General features: G+C 55.5%; 13 protein-coding genes. 9 read left to right on the top strand and 4 right to left on the bottom strand.

Annotated elements, in window-relative coordinates; genetic code table 11:
- Positions 1 to 221 precede the first annotated feature (221 nt).
- Positions 222 to 872, bottom strand: a complete 651-nt coding sequence (locus E6C55_RS07735) for a hypothetical protein (RefSeq protein WP_136369210.1) — start codon at positions 870 to 872, stop codon at positions 222 to 224.
- Between the two features lie 15 nt (positions 873 to 887).
- Complete coding sequence (locus E6C55_RS07740) at positions 888 to 1,739, bottom strand: hypothetical protein (protein ID WP_136369211.1); 852 nt, start codon at positions 1,737 to 1,739, stop codon at positions 888 to 890.
- A gap of 167 nt (positions 1,740 to 1,906) precedes the next feature.
- On the opposite strand from E6C55_RS07740, the gene E6C55_RS07745 reads away from it, so the two are divergent.
- Both E6C55_RS07745 and E6C55_RS07750 read left to right on the top strand, forming a co-directional pair.
- Positions 1,907 to 2,758 carry an alpha/beta hydrolase gene (locus E6C55_RS07745; protein WP_230986611.1) on the top strand — a complete coding sequence of 284 codons (852 nt, stop codon included), beginning with the start codon at positions 1,907 to 1,909 and terminating at the stop codon, positions 2,756 to 2,758.
- Between the two features lie 83 nt (positions 2,759 to 2,841).
- Positions 2,842 to 3,699 carry an SDR family oxidoreductase gene (locus tag E6C55_RS07750; protein ID WP_136369213.1) on the top strand — a complete coding sequence of 286 codons (858 nt, stop codon included), beginning with the start codon at positions 2,842 to 2,844 and terminating at the stop codon, positions 3,697 to 3,699.
- Positions 3,700 to 3,735: 36 nt separating this feature from the next.
- Here E6C55_RS07750 and E6C55_RS07755 read toward each other — a convergent pair whose 3' ends face one another.
- Positions 3,736 to 4,944, bottom strand: coding sequence for a glycosyltransferase family 4 protein (locus E6C55_RS07755; RefSeq protein ID WP_136369214.1), 1,209 nt, complete (start codon positions 4,942 to 4,944; stop codon positions 3,736 to 3,738).
- Positions 4,934 to 5,956, bottom strand: coding sequence for a lysylphosphatidylglycerol synthase domain-containing protein (locus tag E6C55_RS07760; protein ID WP_136369215.1), 1,023 nt, complete (start codon positions 5,954 to 5,956; stop codon positions 4,934 to 4,936). The genes E6C55_RS07755 and E6C55_RS07760 overlap by 11 nt, the downstream gene beginning before the upstream one ends.
- Positions 5,957 to 6,292: 336 nt before the next feature.
- Here E6C55_RS07760 and E6C55_RS07765 point away from each other — a divergent pair, with 336 nt between their 5' ends.
- The 7 genes from E6C55_RS07765 (at position 6,293) to E6C55_RS07795 (ending at position 18,266) form a co-directional block, all read left to right on the top strand.
- Complete coding sequence (locus E6C55_RS07765; protein ID WP_136369216.1) at positions 6,293 to 6,673, top strand: hypothetical protein; 381 nt, start codon at positions 6,293 to 6,295, stop codon at positions 6,671 to 6,673.
- Positions 6,674 to 7,215: 542 nt separating this feature from the next.
- Positions 7,216 to 8,148: an ABC transporter permease gene (locus E6C55_RS07770; RefSeq protein WP_136369217.1), complete on the top strand. Its 933-nt coding sequence runs from the start codon at positions 7,216 to 7,218 to the stop codon at positions 8,146 to 8,148.
- A gap of 23 nt (positions 8,149 to 8,171) precedes the next feature.
- Positions 8,172 to 9,050, top strand: a complete 879-nt coding sequence (locus E6C55_RS07775) for a carbohydrate ABC transporter permease (protein ID WP_136369218.1) — start codon at positions 8,172 to 8,174, stop codon at positions 9,048 to 9,050.
- 168 nt (positions 9,051 to 9,218) lie between these two features.
- Positions 9,219 to 11,018, top strand: coding sequence for a sensor histidine kinase (locus E6C55_RS07780; protein ID WP_168735530.1), 1,800 nt, complete (start codon positions 9,219 to 9,221; stop codon positions 11,016 to 11,018).
- On the top strand, positions 11,011 to 12,639 hold the full coding sequence (locus E6C55_RS07785) for a response regulator transcription factor (RefSeq protein ID WP_136369220.1): 1,629 nt from the start codon (positions 11,011 to 11,013) through the stop codon (positions 12,637 to 12,639). The genes E6C55_RS07780 and E6C55_RS07785 overlap by 8 nt, the downstream gene beginning before the upstream one ends.
- Before the next feature lie 145 nt (positions 12,640 to 12,784).
- Positions 12,785 to 14,587 (top strand): type 2 periplasmic-binding domain-containing protein, encoded by a 1,803-nt coding sequence (locus tag E6C55_RS07790; protein ID WP_136369221.1) that lies wholly within the window; start codon positions 12,785 to 12,787, stop codon positions 14,585 to 14,587.
- 88 nt (positions 14,588 to 14,675) lie between these two features.
- Positions 14,676 to 18,266 (top strand): beta-xylosidase family glycoside hydrolase, encoded by a 3,591-nt coding sequence (locus E6C55_RS07795; protein ID WP_136369222.1) that lies wholly within the window; start codon positions 14,676 to 14,678, stop codon positions 18,264 to 18,266.
- The last annotated feature ends 517 nt before the right edge of the window (positions 18,267 to 18,783 follow it).

Below are 18,783 nucleotides of genomic sequence, written 5' to 3' on the forward strand. Positions count from 1 at the left end.
TCGTCTGAAAATTTCGACAACATGGTGGGTCTCGCTTGGTGTTCGCTTTTTTCGGCACCGATGGCGTTTCGTCCTGACTTTTTTCCAATTTCACAGTTTCACCTACTTGACATTGCACCGCTGGGCTCTTGTTGGTCATCTATCCAGTGTATGCCTGGAAGGAGGCGATGTTGCGGCGGAGACGAGAACGATCGGGCACAGTCGGGACGGCCTTCCTTGGCTTAGCCTTCCGCTTGAACGGTGGAGGAGGAATCGCCAGGGAGGAAGTCGGCTTGCGCGGCCTTCTCTTCCTGTCCATCGGCGACGATTCTCAGGCCCCGGGAGATCTGAAGCGCGAGCGCAAAATAAATTCCGTACAGAACGAGCTGGGCGGCGCTGGATGCGAGCAGCAGCCCCGAGCCGATCTGGTCGGCATTGGACACGAAGCGATTCAGGAGGTTGGTGCCGAACTGGAAGAAGAGCAGCGGGGCGGCGAGCCCGAAGATCCAGCGGCCCGGCACACGAGCCTCCTCCGAGTCATCCTGCGTGATGCTGCCGATGATGCGGAAGGTGGACGGAATGCCGTAGAAGTTGTAGAACGGGATCATCATGGCGGCGAGCGATCCGCCGGGAGTCCGCGGATAGGCGAGGAACAGCCTGTTCAAGTCCATGTGAACCCGGTAGATCCAGATAAGGAACAACACGAGGACGACATAGTACACAATGGACGAGAGAATCTCGACGAATCCGTAAAGGGAATAGAGCGAATCGACAAAGAAGTCGTAATCGATCGCATAGGCGACGGAACAGACCAGGTCGGTCGCGGCGAATACGCAGAGAATGCCAAGCAAGATCTTCAACAATTGGGAGAGCCATTCCGACTTCAGCTTCATGGTACACGCTCCGGATTAAGGTAGTGGGGTCTCGGCAGGGTCCAGCCCTTCCAAATAAGTTATCGCTTCCTCGAGGGTGGAGACGGGAACGACATCCAGGCGCAGATGCAGCTCCTGCTTGACGAGCTCGGCTTCCTCCTCGTTGCTGAGCCCTTCGTAGAAGAACGTCAGCTTATCCTTGGGCACGAAGAAGAGATCGACTCCTTGCGCTTCGGCCGTTCGCAGCTTGTCGCGGATGGCGCCGACCGAACCGACCGAATGATCGGCTTCCAGCGTTCCTGTGCCCGCAATGACGAGTTCGCCGCCATGGGAGCAGTCTGTGCTTCTCGTCTCTTCGTACAGGCCGATGCCGAGCATGAGGCCGATCGAATCTCCGTAATAATTTGACGTGTCTGCGATCAGCTCGTCCAATCGGGTATCCGATTGTTCCTCCGAAGCGGCATCCGACGCCAGCTCGTTCACCGATTCGACCGCATGAACGATCGTCTCGTTGCGCAGCTCCTCCCCGATGTCCAGCATCTCGTCGTAGTCGTTCACGGCGGACGGATCGACGCGGGTGAACACCGCATCCGGCATCTCGCGCTGAACGGCGTATTTCTGGTAACGGCTGCTCGCGATGCCTTCCTTGACGTAGACGAAGTGCACGCTTGCGTTCACGCCGATCTCCCGCATCGGGACGATGTCGCCCAGCGCCGTAAAAGCATAATACTGAGGCATGGTGAAGTAAGCCGCCGGCAGAGCCAGGACGAGCAGCAGCAGGATTGCAACGATCCAGGGACTCTTCCGGCCGCCCCGGCGGGCCGCTCCGGCGGCTGTTCGGGGGACAGGCGAGGCCGGAGTCGGAGCATTCGTATTCTCTTCCATCATCAACATCCATTCCTACAATTGGGGGTGGGGGTAGAAGGGAATTCGACACCAACTCCGCAAATCCTCTATTCTTCGCGAACCCTCCCCTCCCTCCGATGTTGTCAGGCAACCAGAAATTGATATAGTAGAGGTGAACGATAGAACAGAAGGGGATGTTGGTCGTGCAGATGGCAAGAGATTGGAAAATCTTATCCGGGGAACCGGTGGATTCGCTCCTCTTCCGCCAGGCGGGGGACAAGGAGTTGCGGCTGCTGGTCATGCGGCCGGAAGAGGGCGGCGGCGCTGCGCCGTGCATTGTATGGATTCATGGCGGGGGCTTCACCTCGGGAACGGCAGAGGTGCTGCTGCCGCAGTGCCGCTATTACAGCTCGCTTGGCTATGTATGCGTCAGCGTGGAGTATCGGCTGATGGAGCTCGACGGCGAGACGCCGCGTCCGGACGGGGCGCAATTGGAGCAGCAGGTGGCGGACTGCCGCGAAGCGGTGCGTTATGTGCGCCGCCATGCCGAGCAACTGGGCATCGATCCCCGGCGCATCGCGCTCGTCGGCGAATCGGCGGGAGGATACTTGGCGGCCGGGGTGACGACTCTGCCGGACGACGAGGAAGAGGAGGGCAGCGCCGATGCGGTCTCGTGCGTGCCCGACGCGTTGATTCTGTACAACCCGATCACGCAACTGCTCGGGAACTGGAAGCGCCGAATCGCCGCCGCCGTCGAAGAGAGCGCGCAGAGCTGGCTGGAGCGGCATACGCGTGCGCGGGAGATGTCTCCGCTGTTGCGCCTGACGGCCGCTCATCCGCCGACTCTGCTCATGCACGGCTTGGCCGACTCTATCGTGCCGCCCGAGGACAGCGCCGAATACGCCGCGAGATTGACAGAGCTGGGCGTGTCGGCGCAGCTCGAGCTGCTCCCGGCAAGCAGCCACGCGTTCGCGCTGTTCAATTATAAGGCGAGCGAGCGCGAACTGGCGCTGACGTTGGAGAAGACAACCGAATTTCTGAAGACGGTATTCGAGGGTTAAGCGAAGCGGCCGCACGAGACGGAGCGATTGTCCGAAGTTCGGGTAAGACTAGAGAGAGAAGACCCGACAAGGAGGAGTTCGCGATGGAGAAGAGCGGAGCTTATCAGGGAAGGCTGCGGGGCAAGGTGGCGCTCGTTACCGGGGGAGCCTCGGGGATCGGGCTGGCGACGGCGATTCGAATGGCCGAGGAGGGCGCGAAGGTGGCTATTCTCGGGCGGGACGAGCAAGAATTGAAGCAAGCGTCGGAGCGGATTGTGAAGGCTGCCGCCGTTGCTGCGACGGAAGCCGGGGACGGGACCGCCGAAGCGGGCGAGAGCCGCTGCATGACGGTGCTGGCGGATATCGCGAACGAACGGCAGGTGAAGGAGGCGATGGAGAGCATCGGCAAGCGTTGGGGCCGGCTGGACATCCTGTTCGCCAACGCGGGCGTCAACGGCGTTCTGGCTCCGCTCGAGGAGATGGAGCTTGAGGATTGGGAGACGACGATCTGGATCAACCTGACGGGGACGTTCCTGTGCGTGAAGCACGCGATCGGGCCGATGAAGGAGGCCGGCGGCGGCAGCATCGTTATCACCAGCTCAGTGAACGGCAACCGGATCTTCTCCAACTTCGGGTTCAGTGCGTACAGTTCGTCGAAGGCAGGGGAAGTCGCATTGGCCCAAATGGCGGCGTTAGAGCTGGCGAGGTACCGAATTCGTGTCAACGCCGTCTGTCCGGGGAGCATCCGCACGAACATCGGAGAGAATACGGAGCGGGAGCCGGAGGTCGACGAGATCGTTATCCCGGTCGAGTATCCGGAGGGCAATCAGCCGCTGCGGCACGCGCCCGGCGACCCGAGGCAGGTCGCGAACGTCGTGCTGTTCCTCGCTTCGCCCGAAGCCGATCATGTGACGGGCTCCGTCGTGTATGTGGACGGGGCGGAGTCGCTCCTGCGGGGGTAACGAATAACGGATGCGGGAAGCCTCCGGCGGCTCCGCTTAGGAATGGATTTTGCCGACCGCAGGCTCCGGCTTGTTGGCCGGCTTGCGGCGCTTGGCGGGGCTGGCGCACACCTGGTCGATGTACATGTCGAATGTCTCGGCCAACACGTGATGCTGGAACTGCGTCTTGGCCCGGCGGCAGCCGTTGCGAATAAGGCGCTCCCGCAGCGGGGCATCGCTGCGCAGCCGCACAACCGCCTTCGCGATCTCGCCCGTCGATTCGGGGTCGACGAGAAGGCCCGTGACTCCGTCCAGCACGGCCTCGGAAGCGCCGCCCGAACGGCCGGCGATGACCGGAACGCAGGCGGACGCCGCTTCCAGGTAGACGATGCCGAAGCCTTCCGCGTTCCCTTCCTTCAGCTCGCGAGCCACCATGATAAACTGGCTGGCCAGGTTGAAGTATTCGTTCAACCGTTCGCTTCCGCTGACGCTCCCGACGAATCGGACCGCATCCGCCACTCCTTCCTCCTTGGCGAGCCGCTCGAGCCGTTCCCGTTCCGGCCCGTCGCCGACGATCATGTACACGGCGTTCGGGATTCGCTTCAGAATCGCGGGCAGCGCTTCGATCACCCGGTCGTGCCCCTTGCGCGTGACCAGTCTCCCGACAGTCAGCAGCACGTACCTGCCCGCCAGATCATGCCTTGCGATCAGCTCCGGGCTCGGTTCCCGCTTATGGTAGATCGACTCGACTCCCGGATTGACAATGCTGATCCTCCTCGAATCCACCCCGTACTCCAGAACGAGTCTCCTCGTATATTCGCTGTTTGTCAGCACGCCGTCGGCTTTTCTCAGGATGAGCTTCACGACTTGATTTAATCCCGGGAATCTTCGGAACATGAGCATATCCATCCCGTGGGTGGAGATGATGTAGCGCCTGCCGCCGAACCAATGGAACAGCAGGCCGATAAAGCCGATCAGCACGTACCCGTACAGCGTGACGTCCGGCTCCTCGCGGCGCAGCAGCCGGCGGACATGACGGAACAGGCTGCCCCAGCGGCCGAGGTCGACGCTCTCCCCGCGAAGGAATTCACCCCGTACAATGGGAAAAGCCTGCTCCAGATCGAAGGCCGAGCTCCCCGGATAGTCGGCGGCGAGCACGGTTATCTCGTGTTTGGTGTGCTTGGCGAGGTTATAGTAATAGTTCTGCATGCCTCCGATTCCCGGCGGGAACACTCCGGTGACGAGAAGGATTCGGCTACGGTTCAAGGGTTCTCTTCCTCCTTGTGAAGGGGTAGCGGAAGGCGTGTACGAGCAGCCAGAACAGCACTTCCGCCATGATGTTCCACAGCCTGGCGATGACCGAGATGTGCAGGGCCGCATTCGCGTCGAGCTTCTGGGACAGGAAGTAGACCAGGAAGCCCTCCCGAACGCCGAGGCCGCCGGGAAGCGGACTGAGCAGGCCGAGCAGCCAGGCGGCCGCGAACGTTCCCGCCGCATAGAGAACGCCGATCTGCCCCCGATCGAAGCTGCCGACCATGAGCCAGAAGGAGATCCCCATGACGAAGTGGCTGGCCAGGAAGCAGAGCAGGCAGCCGAAGAAGCGATGCCGCGGCAGGATGGCCAGGGCGGCGCCAAGCTTCTTGCCGTCGTCTCCGGGCCCGTTGAAGCGCCGGATCAGCTTCTGCACCGGCTTCCAGCGCGACGCGAAGGCGAACGCTCCGGCGGTGAGGGAGGCCAGCCGCGGGTAGAACGCGTAGGCGAGTCCGAGCAGCGCCGCTGCGACAAGAATTAGCGGGAGCAGCGGCACGGAGCCGAGCATCGCCAGCAGCAGGATGGCGTACAGGAAGGCGGCGGCCACGAGCAGCACGGTCTCGTAGATAACGGAGGCCGTCAGCGCCTCGAACGAGATGCCTTCGCGCCCCGCGAGCACGATGCGTCCGGCATAGTTCCAGACGCCGCCGGGAATGTACTTCGCGAATTGCGAGTCGATGAAGATCTGCAGCCCCGTTCCCATCCGGAGCCGCGGCATCGTGGCGGCGTCTTCGCGCGAGCTTGTTGCCCGCACGATGAGCACCCAGATGCCGGCCTGCATCATGAGGAACAGGGAGAAGAGCAGCAGCGACGCGTAGAACCGGGCGTTCGCGCGGTATAGGAACGAAGCGATCTCCGACGGTTTGACCGGAATGTTGCGAACCAGGAAGAACAGGATGACCGCAACGAGAGTCCACTTGAGAGCCGACTTCAGCGTTGCCGGAGCGATTCTCCACCAGGCCGTCATGGCCTCGCCTCCTTGACGATTGCATGTGAGCCCCAATAGTGTGCGCAATGTTGCGAGCAATGCTTCGGGACAAGCTCCGAACAAGCTCCGAACAAACTCCGAACAAAGCTTCGAAACAATGCGAAACAGTGCGAACTGTGCGAATGGTCCGATACGGTCCGTTCGATCGGGAGCAATGCCGCAGGGAAGTCATTCCTTCATTCTAAAGCCGAATTGTCATTGCACGTTTAACTCCGATGGCGATTGAGATCAATTAACCCGGAGGAGGCGCTTGTGCATATTTCGCCTGCGAGAGACAGATGCTACCCGCGAGTTGCGAATGGAGGGAAGCATCCCATGGCGGAGAGAACGCTGTTTGCTTATTTCAATACGCCCGATCAAGCCAAGGAAGCCGTGGAGCGGATGAAGGAGCTTCGCCTGATCGACTACGCCATCGAGCGGATCGACGGCTTCGCCGGCACGGGAGTCCAGAGTCTGGACACGGTCGGTGGAACGATCGCGGGCGAGTTCCCCGGCCTCGGCCAACTGACGCTCGGAGGCGACTTCGACGGTCCGGACGCCGGCGTGCTCGCCGCCGCCAACGTCAGCGCGAGCGGGATGAGCTCCGGCGGCCCGGAGAACGTGGTGACCGGCCGCGACATCATGCTCGTCGCCGTCCTCGAGGAGGAAGACCACGACGAGGCGGAGCGCATCGCTCAAGGGTGCGGGGCTTTGTAGCCCCGCGCCGCGTTTCTTTTTCCCCCCGCCGCAGCTCTGCTCCCGTTCTCCCTCCACTCCCGTTGCTCCCTCTTCTCCTCGCCCCTCTTTTCCGCCGCTCCTGTCCCTCGCCCCCACCCTCGATGGCGGCGCTCCGACTGTCCAATGAGATGCAAAAATACACTACATATCCGGAAAAACGCCGCAATAACGCTGAAGAGATGCAAAAATACATCTGATTTCCCAGAAAGGCCGCTTATTGGCCGTTAACCGTCCCCAAGAGATGCACTTTTGCATCTCTTTGTTAGATTTTGTGCCAATTCGAGACAATGTGATGTAGATTTGCATCTCATTAATCCGACTGTCACACGGCGCAGACAGGTCCTGCTTTTCGTAATATTTTGCACATTGCGGTGAACAAACAGCATGAAATGGATAAATGAATATCCTATTTTCGTAATTGTAAGCGGCTTCTTTATCGAAGCTTCGAATTTATAATTAGATCACCAAGCTTAAGCAAGCGATGACCTACAACTGCAATAGAGCCAAAGGAGATTACGCACATGGATAATGCCAATCGACGCGCCGGCAGATGGATGCGTCAAGTGTGGGAGCAGAAGATTCTGTATTTATTTGTATTGCCTGCGTTAATGGCGACTCTTGTCTTCAGCTACGGACCGATGTACGGTGTCATTATGGCCTTTCAGGACTATGATATACTGCGCGGTCTCGGAGGCAGCGACTTCAACGGCGTTGCTAATTTCAATGCCTTCCTGTCGGATCCCGACTTCTATCGCGCCGTTCGCAATACGGCAGTGTTAAGCACGCTGAATATTCTTGTTTGCTTCCCACTGCCTATTGTATTCGCCATCTTGATCAACGAATTCGGTCCTGCGAGGTTGAAGAAACTCGTGCAATCGATCACCTATCTCCCTCACTTCATCTCTTGGGTCATTGTGTCAGGGCTGCTGTATCGGCTGCTCGATCAAGACACGGGGGCGGTCAACCTGCTGCTCCACACGCTCGGGGTGGACAAGATCGGCTTCTTCCGCGATCCCCAATATTTCTGGGGCATCTTCATCGTGGCTTCGATCTGGAAGGAACTCGGTTGGAGTTCGATCCTGTACTTGTCTGCGATGACGGCGATCAATCCGGAGTTGTACGAAGCGGCGCTCGTGGACGGCGCATCGCGCTTCAAAAGAATTTGGCATATTACGCTGCCGGGAATTCTGCCGACGATCGTGATGCTGTTGATCCTGACGATTGCCGCCTTCTTCAGCGGAGCGGGCGGATTCGAGCCGGCTTATGCACTTAGAAATCCGATGGTGGCTACTCATTCGGACATCATCGACATCTTTGCCTATTTCCGGGGCGTCCGAAACGGAGAGTACGGATATGCCGCCGCGATCGGATTGTCGCAGTCGATAATGGCGATCCTCTTCCTGTTCGTCTCGAACAAAGGCCTAAAGAAGTTGACAGGCTATTCGCTGTTCTAATTCGATCAGAAGGAGAAATGGATATGCGTAAAAGCAAGCTGAATCTTTTTGACATTCTCGTCGGCATCGTTTTCCTCATTCTCTGTTTCCTTACCGTGTACCCGTTCATCTATGCGCTGTCCTTCTCGATCAGCGATACGATCATGGCGGCGCAGCACAGCGTCGTATTCTTGCCGAGAGGACTGACCTGGCAAAATTACGAGATGATCTTCAAAGACGATAGGGTCATACAAGGCTTCCTCATATCGGCAGGCAGGACGATCATCGGCACGGCGTTGTTCGTGCTCGTTACCGGCTTATGCGCGTATGCCATGTCGAAGCAGCGGCTCAAGGGCAGGAGAATGCTGTTCATCTTTTTCGTTATCCCCCTGTACCTGAGCGGAGGCTTGCTTCCTTATTATGTTCTCATCCACGATCTGAACCTGTTCAACAACTTTCTGGTCTACGTCATACCGGGTTGCTTCTCGGGATTCTATATGTTTCTCATTAAAGTCTACCTGGAGAACGTTCCCGAGAGCATGGAGGAATCCGCAATGCTCGACGGGGCGAATGACTTGCAAATCGCCTTCCGCATCTACGCGCCGCTTGCCATACCCGTGCTCGCAACGGTGACCTTGTTCATCTGCGTCACGCAATGGAACTCCTGGTTCGATGCGCTGCTATTCGTGACGAAGCCCGATCTGCAACCGCTGCAGCTGATTCTCCAAGTGATCCTGCGCGAGACGCAGATTGACAACCTTCTGCAGGTGTATGCGATGACGACAGGCGTGAAGCCGAAAGTGAACGCCGAATCCTACAAGATGGCCGTATTGATCGTTACGACCCTTCCGATTGTGTTCATCTATCCGTTCGCCCAGAAGTATTTCGTCAAGGGCACGATGATCGGAGCCGTGAAAATGTAAGGGGATGGAAGCCGCAGGGAGAGAGATATGGGATACGTTGCCACAACGGCGATGTATCCCTTACAGCTGTTTGCAGGATTCGACACATGGAACTAAAATGGGTATCAATGATTGGCGGATATGCGGCACCTTATTGTAAGCGCTTATAATCCGGGAGGTGGCACGTATATGCACAAAGACGGATACCGATGGAATTCGTTGGCGCGATTCGTTGCCGATTTGTCGATCAAAACAAAGCTGTTGTTCTTGTTTCTGTTGTTCTCGGTTATTCTGGTGCTGGGCGTCGGCATCGTATCTTATGAGAGCTCCTCGCGTGTCGTGGACAAGCAGACGGTCGTCTATTCGAAATCGCTGTTGGAGCAGTTCAAGGATCGGGTTGACGATATGAGGGATGAGGTGCTGAAAGCCAGCATTCCGATCGTCATCAATCCTTCGGTTCAAAATAACGAGCTCAAAGGCCTGGAAATTGAAGATTTGCTTAACCGGCAATACGATATCAACTCCGATATGCTCCTGACGCTCTCCCAGAAAAAATATATTGGGTCCATCTATCTATGCAGCGAAAGTGGAATTGTAATCTCTACGGAAAACCTGGACGAACGGGACCAAAAAGGCTGCAAAACAACGGAATTCTATCATGTCGCGTTCGAGAACGTGACGGAGCCGGTGTGGATCGGGGTCCACAACAACGAGTTTGCGCGGGACACGAACAAGGAGGTCTTCACCTTCGCGCGCACTTTGTACAACAAGGAAACCTTTCGTCCGTTCGGTGTTCTGGCGATCAATCTGCCGGCCTCCGTGCTTGATGATATCGGCGGCAAAAGTGTCGGAAACCTGATCATCGCGGACCGAAGCGGATCGATCGTATACGAGGGCAGCGGCGCGTCGAGCGGCGAAGAGCGCGGCTACCTGGATGATATCGCGAACGGGGCGGTGCCGAGCGGCACGTTCGACTGGAGTCGCGGCAAGGATAAATACAAAATCCAATACAACGTATCGAAGCAGGGGGATTGGATCTATATTGCGGAAGTGCCGATCGATTACTTGCTGCAGAATTCCGCGCAAGTGAAAAAATCGATATCCGTCGTCCTGATCACCGGCATTGTCATGTCGGTCGCCGCGTCTTATTTGATTTCCTCCTACTTCACTATCCCGCTGCGCCGGATGATCCTTACCATGAGGCGGGTGCAGAAGGGGGACTTCCGGATCAACCTCGACATTCGCAATCGAAGCGAGATCGGCCAGTTGGCCGACAGCTACAAGATCATGGTGGCGGAGCTCAAGGAGCATATCGACACCATCAAGCTGGAGGCCCGTAAAAAACGGGATGCCGAGTTGAACGCCCTGCAAGCCCAGATTACCCCGCATTTTCTATATAATACGCTCAATTCGATCAAAATAATGGCCAGATTGCAAAAGATGGATGGCATAGAGGAACTGACGTCTGCGCTTATCGAGCTGCTGCAGATGAGCATCAGCCACAAATCGACGTTCATTACGATCGAGCAGGAGCTGGATATGGTTAAAAAATACGTTCTGCTGCGGAATTATCGCAGCGGAAATCGGTATTCCGTGGAATTCGATTATTCGGAGGAGGTGCTCTCGTTCATGACAGTCAAGCTTTCCCTGCAGCCGATCATCGAGAACGCGATCAATCACGGGCTTGAGCCGAAGAGTGGCAAAGGAAATATACGGATATCCGTTCGGAAGGAATATCACGATCTTAAAATTACCGTCGATGACAACGGCATCGGGATGAATGCGGAGCAAATCGCAAAGATCTGGTCGGAGGAGCGGTCCGGCGGCAGACAGTTCAGCGGCATCGGCATCCGAAACATTCATGAGAGATTCGTCATGCAGTTCGGCAGCGAGTACGGGATCGTCTACGACAGCGTGCCTGGACAGTATACGAGAGCCGTGCTGACCTTGCCTGCTTTCCGGGAAAGCGAGGCTGATCGGTATGTATAAGGCGCTTATTGCCGACGACGATATTCTCGTTCGGATGGACCTGCGCTCGATGATCGATTGGCACAAGCTTGGCATCGAGCTGACGGACGATGCAGCTAACGGCGAGGAAGCCGTTCGCCTCGCTCGCGAGACGCAGCCCGATTTGTTGCTTCTGGATATCGAGATGCCATTGATGAACGGTCTGGAAGTGATTCAACGGCTTAAAGAGGACCGATTCGACGGCAAAATTGTCGTACTGAGCTGCCATGATGACTTCGACATCGTTAAGGAAGCTTTGAAGAACGGGGCTTCGGAATATTTGCTCAAGCATATGCTCAAGCCCGACAATCTGATCGCTGTCCTGCAAACCGCGATTGGCGACCTGGAGGAGCTTCATGCCAGCAGAAATGAGCAGATGCTTATTCGTCATCTGACCGAACGCGGCAAACCCGCTTTGCGGGAGGAATTGCTGAAGGAATTGTTCGCCGGGGTATGGCGGGATCGCGAGCAAGCCGCGGAAGCCGCATCCAAGCTGGATCTCCGTCTGGGCTTTGCCAGATATGTCGTTGCCGCCATTGAGATCGACGACATGTACCGGCTCAGAAGCACCTTCGCGAAATCGGAATTAAACGGATTGCTGAAGTCCGTATTGGACGTTATCGATGCCACGCTGCCAAGGACGGCGAGTATTTTCGGACGCGTGGACGAAGGGGTGTACGGCATCTTGGTCGATTATCGACCTGAGGAAAGCTTCATGAGCGTCAATAATCGAATATTCGAAACGTGCGAGACGATTCTGGACAATATCGGAAAGTACTTGAACATACAAGCTTCAGCGGGGATCAGCAGAATCGGCGAAGGCCCGGCGATTGCCGATCAACTGTTCATGCAAGCGAAGCTGGCGCTCGAAGGGAAGCTTTATTGCGGCAAGAGCAAGGTCATTCATTACTCGGAGCTGGACTACGATAACGGCAATCCGAATCTCTGGCTTGCGGAGCCGGAGAACGACAGAGTCAGAGCGATCTTGGCGGATACCGCCAAGATCGACGACTATTTCAACTCCATATTCTCAGGACTGAGATTAAAGCCGGTGAAGCCCGTCTATATTCGTCAGATTTGCCTTGAGCTGCTCATGTTTTTAAACACGGTTGCCAAGGAATACAAGCTCTCCTACTCTGAGGTCTTTGGGTTCGATTACGTCCCTTATGATTATGTCATCGGGTTGGAGACATTAGAGGATATCGAAGGCTGGTTCTCGGCTGTCTGCCGCCGGATCAATGGCGCTTTCGCCACCCGGATCAGCAACGTTGATCCTCGGCATATCCGCTTGGAAATCCGCAGAGCGATTGAATATATCGATAAGAACTATGGCAAAGAAATCTCGCTGCAGGAAATCGCGGATCACTGCCATTTGAGCCGAACGTATTTTTCGCAAATTTTTTGCCTGGAGATGAAGGAGAGCTTCTCCGACTACCTGTCGCGGTATCGAATTGAAAGGGCCAAATATTTGCTCATGGAAACGGATCTGAAAATTTATGAGGTCGGAGCGGCATGCGGATTGCCCAATTATCGTTACTTCACGAAGCTGTTCAAGGATTTGACCGGAGTCTCTCCCGGCAAATTCAAAGGGGGAACTCCATAACCGATTGGACATCAGGCTTAACATAGCGAACAAAAGGAGAGAACAAAACGGATAAATTCGCAAGCCAGGCTCGTATTGCGGGGGGCGCCCGGTTTGATACGATAATGTTGCAATATTAATATCGCCCAATAGGGGGACAGAATCGATGAGAAGCAAACGAAAATGGATGTCGCCGGCGATCGCCATGCTCGCAATGGCGACCGCACTGGCAGGCTGCAACAGCAACAACGGAGGATCGGAGGCATCGAACGGCGAAACTTCCGCCTCAAATGGAAGCGCTTCCGAAGGAGCAGGAGCTCCGGAGCTCCCGCTGTTGACGTACAACATATTCTCCGACACGCAAAGTTTGCCGACCTGGGTGAATGAAAGCGACGACGTCATGGCTCAGTACGTCAAGGAGAAATTCAACATCCAGGTCGGAGAGGTAAGCTACCTGCAAGGGATGACGCTGAAGGAGAGGCTCAACCTGTTCATCGCCTCCAACGAACTGCCCGATGTCATCATGACGTCCGGTGCGAATGCCGCGATTGCGGCAACCGGACGGTATGCGGAGCTGGGGGACTTGATCAAGGAGCATGCGCCCAACTTCATGGAACTGGTGCCGGAGGAATATTGGAAGGACCAGTTGATCGACGGCAAGCTGTACAGCTTCGGCACTCCAATGCTGGACGGAGCGGATTATCCCGACGATCCCTTTGCGCAGCCGAACCAAACCTGGAAAGTGTTCTTTACCTCGGAAAGTCTATTGAAGCAGTTGGGCTACAAGTTTACTCCGAATGCAGAGATCAACAAGCTAATCAATGAGACGGGGCAAAAACCGACCGCCGACATGTACAAGATCGAGCCGGAAATCAAAACGCCTGAAGATTTCTACCAGTTCCTGAAAAAGATCAAAGAGACGATGCCTCAGGTCAACGGCCAGGATGTGATCCCGTTCTCGATCCCGATCTGGCTGGAGCCGCACTTCGGCGCGACATTCGGCTTGACCGGATCGTGGAAGCTGAATCCGGATACCGGCAAGGTCAGCTCGTTCCTGACCGACGATATGAGCAAGGAATACTGGCAGTACATGAATAAATTGTATACTGAGGGGCTGCTGGATAAGGACTTCGCCATACAGAAGACAGATCAACTGAACGACAAAATATTGCAGGGCAGAGTTAAGGCGTTTATGTGGTCGAGCAGCTACTCTACGAATGCAGACGTGCAGCAGGCCATTAAGGCTGCGGATCCGAACGATTCGCTGCGGGCGATTCCTCTGCCTCTGGAGCCGGGGGCAACGCTCGTGGGAATCGATCATGTAGGCAAGACAGGGTGGAGCTTCTACGTCAACAAAGACTTCGAAGATATACCCAGATTGATCGAATACTGGGATTGGACGCTCTCCCAGGAAGCGAAGGACTTGGCGGAATGGGGACCGGAAAGCCTCGGCCTGTGGGAGATCAAGGACGGCAAGAAGGTGTGGAAGGACGAGCAACTGCTAGCAGCTCTCAGAAATGACGATACGGAATATTTGAAAGAGAACTATTACGGTAAAGGTCTTGGCGGCGGCAATGAATCGATTGCGTCCAAAACCTACAGCGGTCGCGTTATACCGGGAACCGGCGGCTACAACCCGTACAGTTGGCCGCACAGCTATCCGTTCGAAGTATCGCCCGACAACTATACGATCCAGAACGGGATTCTGTCTGTCGGCGGCTTCGACAACAAAGGGTATATCTCTTCCGGGGTTTCTGAAGCGACGAATAAAGTGGTCGATTTTATCTACGGAGAGTTCGAGCAGCAATTTTCCGCGAAGCTGTTCGCCGCAAAGAACGAGGAACAGTTCGACAAGGGCTGGGATGAGACGTTGAAGTACTTCAACGACAAGATCGGATATCCGAGCGCGCTGCAAGAAATGGAAGCGGTATTCCAGAGTCGAGGGTTCAATGTCTCGTCGAACGAATAGTAAACGTTGAAGGATCGGGAGGATCGGCAAGGTGCTTTGTGTGCCGTGCCGTTCCTCCCGGTGCTTCTATCTTGAAGGAGGTTAAATCTTGGCAACGACCTATTATGTCAGCTCATCCGGAAATGACAGCAATGCCGGCACGAGTGCTTCGGCGCCTTGGCAAACGTTGACCAAAGCTTCCGCATTGACCTATCAACCCGGAGACCAGCTGCTTATCAAACGCGGAGACGTATGGAACGAATCGTTATCCCTCAAAGGTACGGGCACATCGGCATCGCCGATCGTTGTCGGCGCCTATGGCGCTGGTGACGCGCCGAAGCTATACGGCAACTGGCCCGCCTCTGGCCCGACGAAGATCAACGACGACAATTCGGGTATAACGTATACCGGCTCTTGGGGCTACAATTCATCCGCACCGGGTTACTACAACAACGATTTTCATCATTCCAATACGGCAGGCAACGAAGTGCAATTTACATTCACAGGAACCAGCGTTGCCTGGATCGGTCCTAAAGGGAGCAATGAAGGCAAGGCGGATGTATACATGGACAACGTTCTTCAGAAGACGGTGGACCTGTACAATGCTTCGTCGTTGCTGCAGCAATGGCTTTACAGCGTACAAGGGCTGCCTGATGGCACGCATACGATCAAGATAGTCGTGAGGTCTGACAAAAACCCCTCCTCCACCGATACGAACGTGTTGGTCGACTGCTTCCAATATGCGTCCTTGGATGTTGGAATTCTGATCGATACCCCTTCCGGCTGGGAAGTACGCGATCTCGAGCTGGCGAATTTCCCGACGGCTCTTAATGCAAATGCCGGAACGAGAACCAATCTCCAATATGTGCGACTGGAGAACTTGTTTATTCACGATTGTTACTTGGCAGATCACAGCCTGACGGCAGGCGACATTCTGCCACGCGCCGTGTCGATCGGAGCGGGGGATACCGGAGCATCCGTTGCGCTGTCGGATATCTACATTAAAAATTGCGTATTCGAGAATTGTACGGTCGGCATCGATATGGGCGGGGGCGTTGACGGGGCCTATAACATCAAAGATGTGACGATCTCGGGGATCACTGCGTTGGAGATGGGTTCGTCTCCATTGTCGTTGTTCCGTCTCGAGAATGCAACGGTAACGGAACTGATCTCCGTTTGCGGCGCCAACGATTATTTCTACGTCGGTTCATGCAGCGGCTTTGCCCAACATTGCAAGGATGTGACTTTTGTCCGATGCGAATTCGCTGACGGCCGACGCAACGATTGCTACGACGGAGCCGGCTTCGACTACGAAGGCTCGAACGACGGGGTCGTGTTCGATCAATGTCTGTTCCACGACAATGCCAACAGCGCGATTATGATTATGAATAATCCGTCATACAACGTCGATATCGAAATCAAGAACAGCGTCTTTTACAACGATTGCCTGAATCCGGATCCGAGATCCATCTACGCGCCAGTGGGCGAGATTGCGCTGTTGGATATCAACAACACGGGCATCGTGCATGACAACACCATTTACGATAATGTCAATGTCGGCTCCCAAGGCGGTCACAAGAAGTACGACAATAGCGGACTCAGCTTTTACAACAATGTCGAGATGCAGGAGCCGCTTGAGGTCAATGGGGCGAACCTTGCCGCCGCGGCGTCCGCCACGGCTTCCACGAACAGCGGCAGCGCGGGGAATGTCAAGGACGGTAATTTGGGCACGGCATGGACGGCCGCGACATCCGCCGACCAGTGGGTGCAGCTCGAATTTGCATCCAGCGTGACAATCAGCAAGTTTTATGTAAAAGAAGCGTCCGGTTCCAGCATCGACAGATTCCAGGTGCAGTATTGGGATCATGTCATTGGCGAATGGCGCAGTTGCTTTAACGGCAAACGCGTTCAGGCAAAACGGGTGATGCCAATCATACCCGTGAGCACATCCAAAATCCGATTTTATATTTTTAACACAATCAGCGGCAATCCGTCCCTGTCCGAGTGGGAGGTTTACCAGGCGCTTCCTCCTGCGCATACCGATGAGTTTGATAGCGCAACCCTTAATCCGAACTGGAGCTGGATCAGGGAAGATGCCGCGAACTGGAGTCTGACGTCAAAGCCTGGAAGGATGAGCATTACGCTTCAGAGCCAAGACATTTGGGGGCCGGTCAATACGACGGAAAATATTCTGCTGCGGGATACCCCGATGCTTCCGGAGTGGCAGGCCAGCACAAAATTGAACTTCCAGCCCGTTGCAAATTACCAGAACGCAGGTTTGATCGCGTATGGAGATGACGATAACTATATTCTGCTTGGTTACGGTTACGACAGCGGGGCAGGAGGGCTGTGCGTCTCAGTTGCAAGGGAGACCGGCGGAACGCCGTCCAACAGTAAGATTGCGTTCCAATCCAATCCGGTTTATCTGAGAATAAAGAAAAGCGGGACGACTTGCACGCTCGATTATAGCCATGATGAAATCACGTGGACGACGGGAGCGACCTATACCGGAATTGCCTTTGCCATCAACAAGATCGGGTTGATCGCGCAGGGCACTGCCGGGGTGAGCGCGGAGTTCGAATGGTTCGACTTTCCGTTATTGACGCGGGACCGTTTCGATGTGGATACGACGGGAATCGGCCCGGCCGGGTGGACTACGGTTGCTTCCGGAGGAACGGTCACGGTGCAGAACGTTCCGTCTGCGACCGATAAAAGCGTCAGATTACAGGATACGAACGGGTCCGCGATAGTGGGAATGAGCAAGACCTACACGCTTCAGAATGGGTGGCTGAGGGCGGCGGCAAGCATCAGGCCGGAACAAACCAATCACGGCTTGGAATTCGAATTGCGCAGCGCGGGCACTTGGATCGGATGCATTCGCTTCCATAGCGATGGCAATATCAAGTATATCGACGGGACCGGCGAGCATACCGTACAGGCTTACAGCAGCGGCGCGTTCTACAAGCTTGCATTCATCGCTAACATTAACCTGAACAAGTTCGACGTTTACGTGGACGACGTTCTGAAAGCGAGCGGCTGCGTCTTCGCCAACGGCGGGGCATCTTCGTTGGACAGCCTGAACATCGAGTCCTGGGACAGCACAACGGGAACGCATTACGTTAATGAAGTGGAATGGACGAATGTCCTTGTGATGATCGACGATGATTGGAACCGGGAGCCCCAAGGGTTCCTTCCGGGCGGATGGGCCGTCGATGCAACGGGAGGGACAATCACGGTGGAGAACGTGCCCTCCGCGGAGGACAAGAGCGTTCGGCTTCAGGATTCAAGCGGCGCAGCCAAATCGGGCATGAGCAGAACGTTCGTGGCGCATAGCGGGTGGGTCAATGCGGCTGCGTATGTCAGAAGCGATCAAGCGAGCGGACACGGTTTGGATTTTGAACTGAAGAATGCAAGCGTACGGGTCGGCTGCATCAGGTTCCATAGCGACGGCAACATCAAGTATGTCGATTCCTCCGGGGAACATACCATTCAATCTTACAGCAGCGGTGTGTTCTACAAATTCGGATTTGTCGCCAATCCGGGAACGAACAAGTTCGATGTTTATGTGAACGATGTGCTGAAAGCGAGCGGCTGCGGCTTCGAGAACAGCGCTTCCTACCTGGATAGAATCAATATCGAATCTTGGGGCAGCACTTCGGGCACTCATTATGTCAATGCCGTATCTGTACTTGCCTATTAGCAATAACGCTTTTGAATTGGGAGGTTGAATAAATTGCCGGCTTAGCCCGAGATTTCGTTAGGCCGCTTGATTGGAAAGTTGAAGCTACGGCTGCTCAAGTTCATGGGTAAGGAACCGGAAGGGTTCGTCTACAAGGGGGCAGATCGTTATCTGGACCGTTCGCCGGCCGAAAATTCTTAAAAGTTGTAATTTTGACAAGCCTGGCCGAGACTATCGGCCAGGCTTGTCAATGTTGACAGAATAAACGGAATGAGACCGGGAACTTCGCCCCTCTTTTCCGCTGCTCCTGTCCCTCGCCCCCACCCTCGATGTCGGCGCCCCGACTGTCCAATGAGATGCAAAAATACACTACATATCCGGAAAAACGCCGCAATAACGCTGAAGAGATGCAAAAATACATCTGATTTCCCAGAAAGGCCGATTATTGGGCGCTAACCGTCCCCAAGAGATGCACTTTTGCATCTCTTTGTTTGATTTTATGCCAATTTGAGGCAATGTGATGTAGATTTGCATCTCA

The organism is Cohnella fermenti (genome assembly GCF_004801405.1).
GTDB lineage: Bacteria > Bacillota > Bacilli > Paenibacillales > Paenibacillaceae > Cohnella > Cohnella fermenti.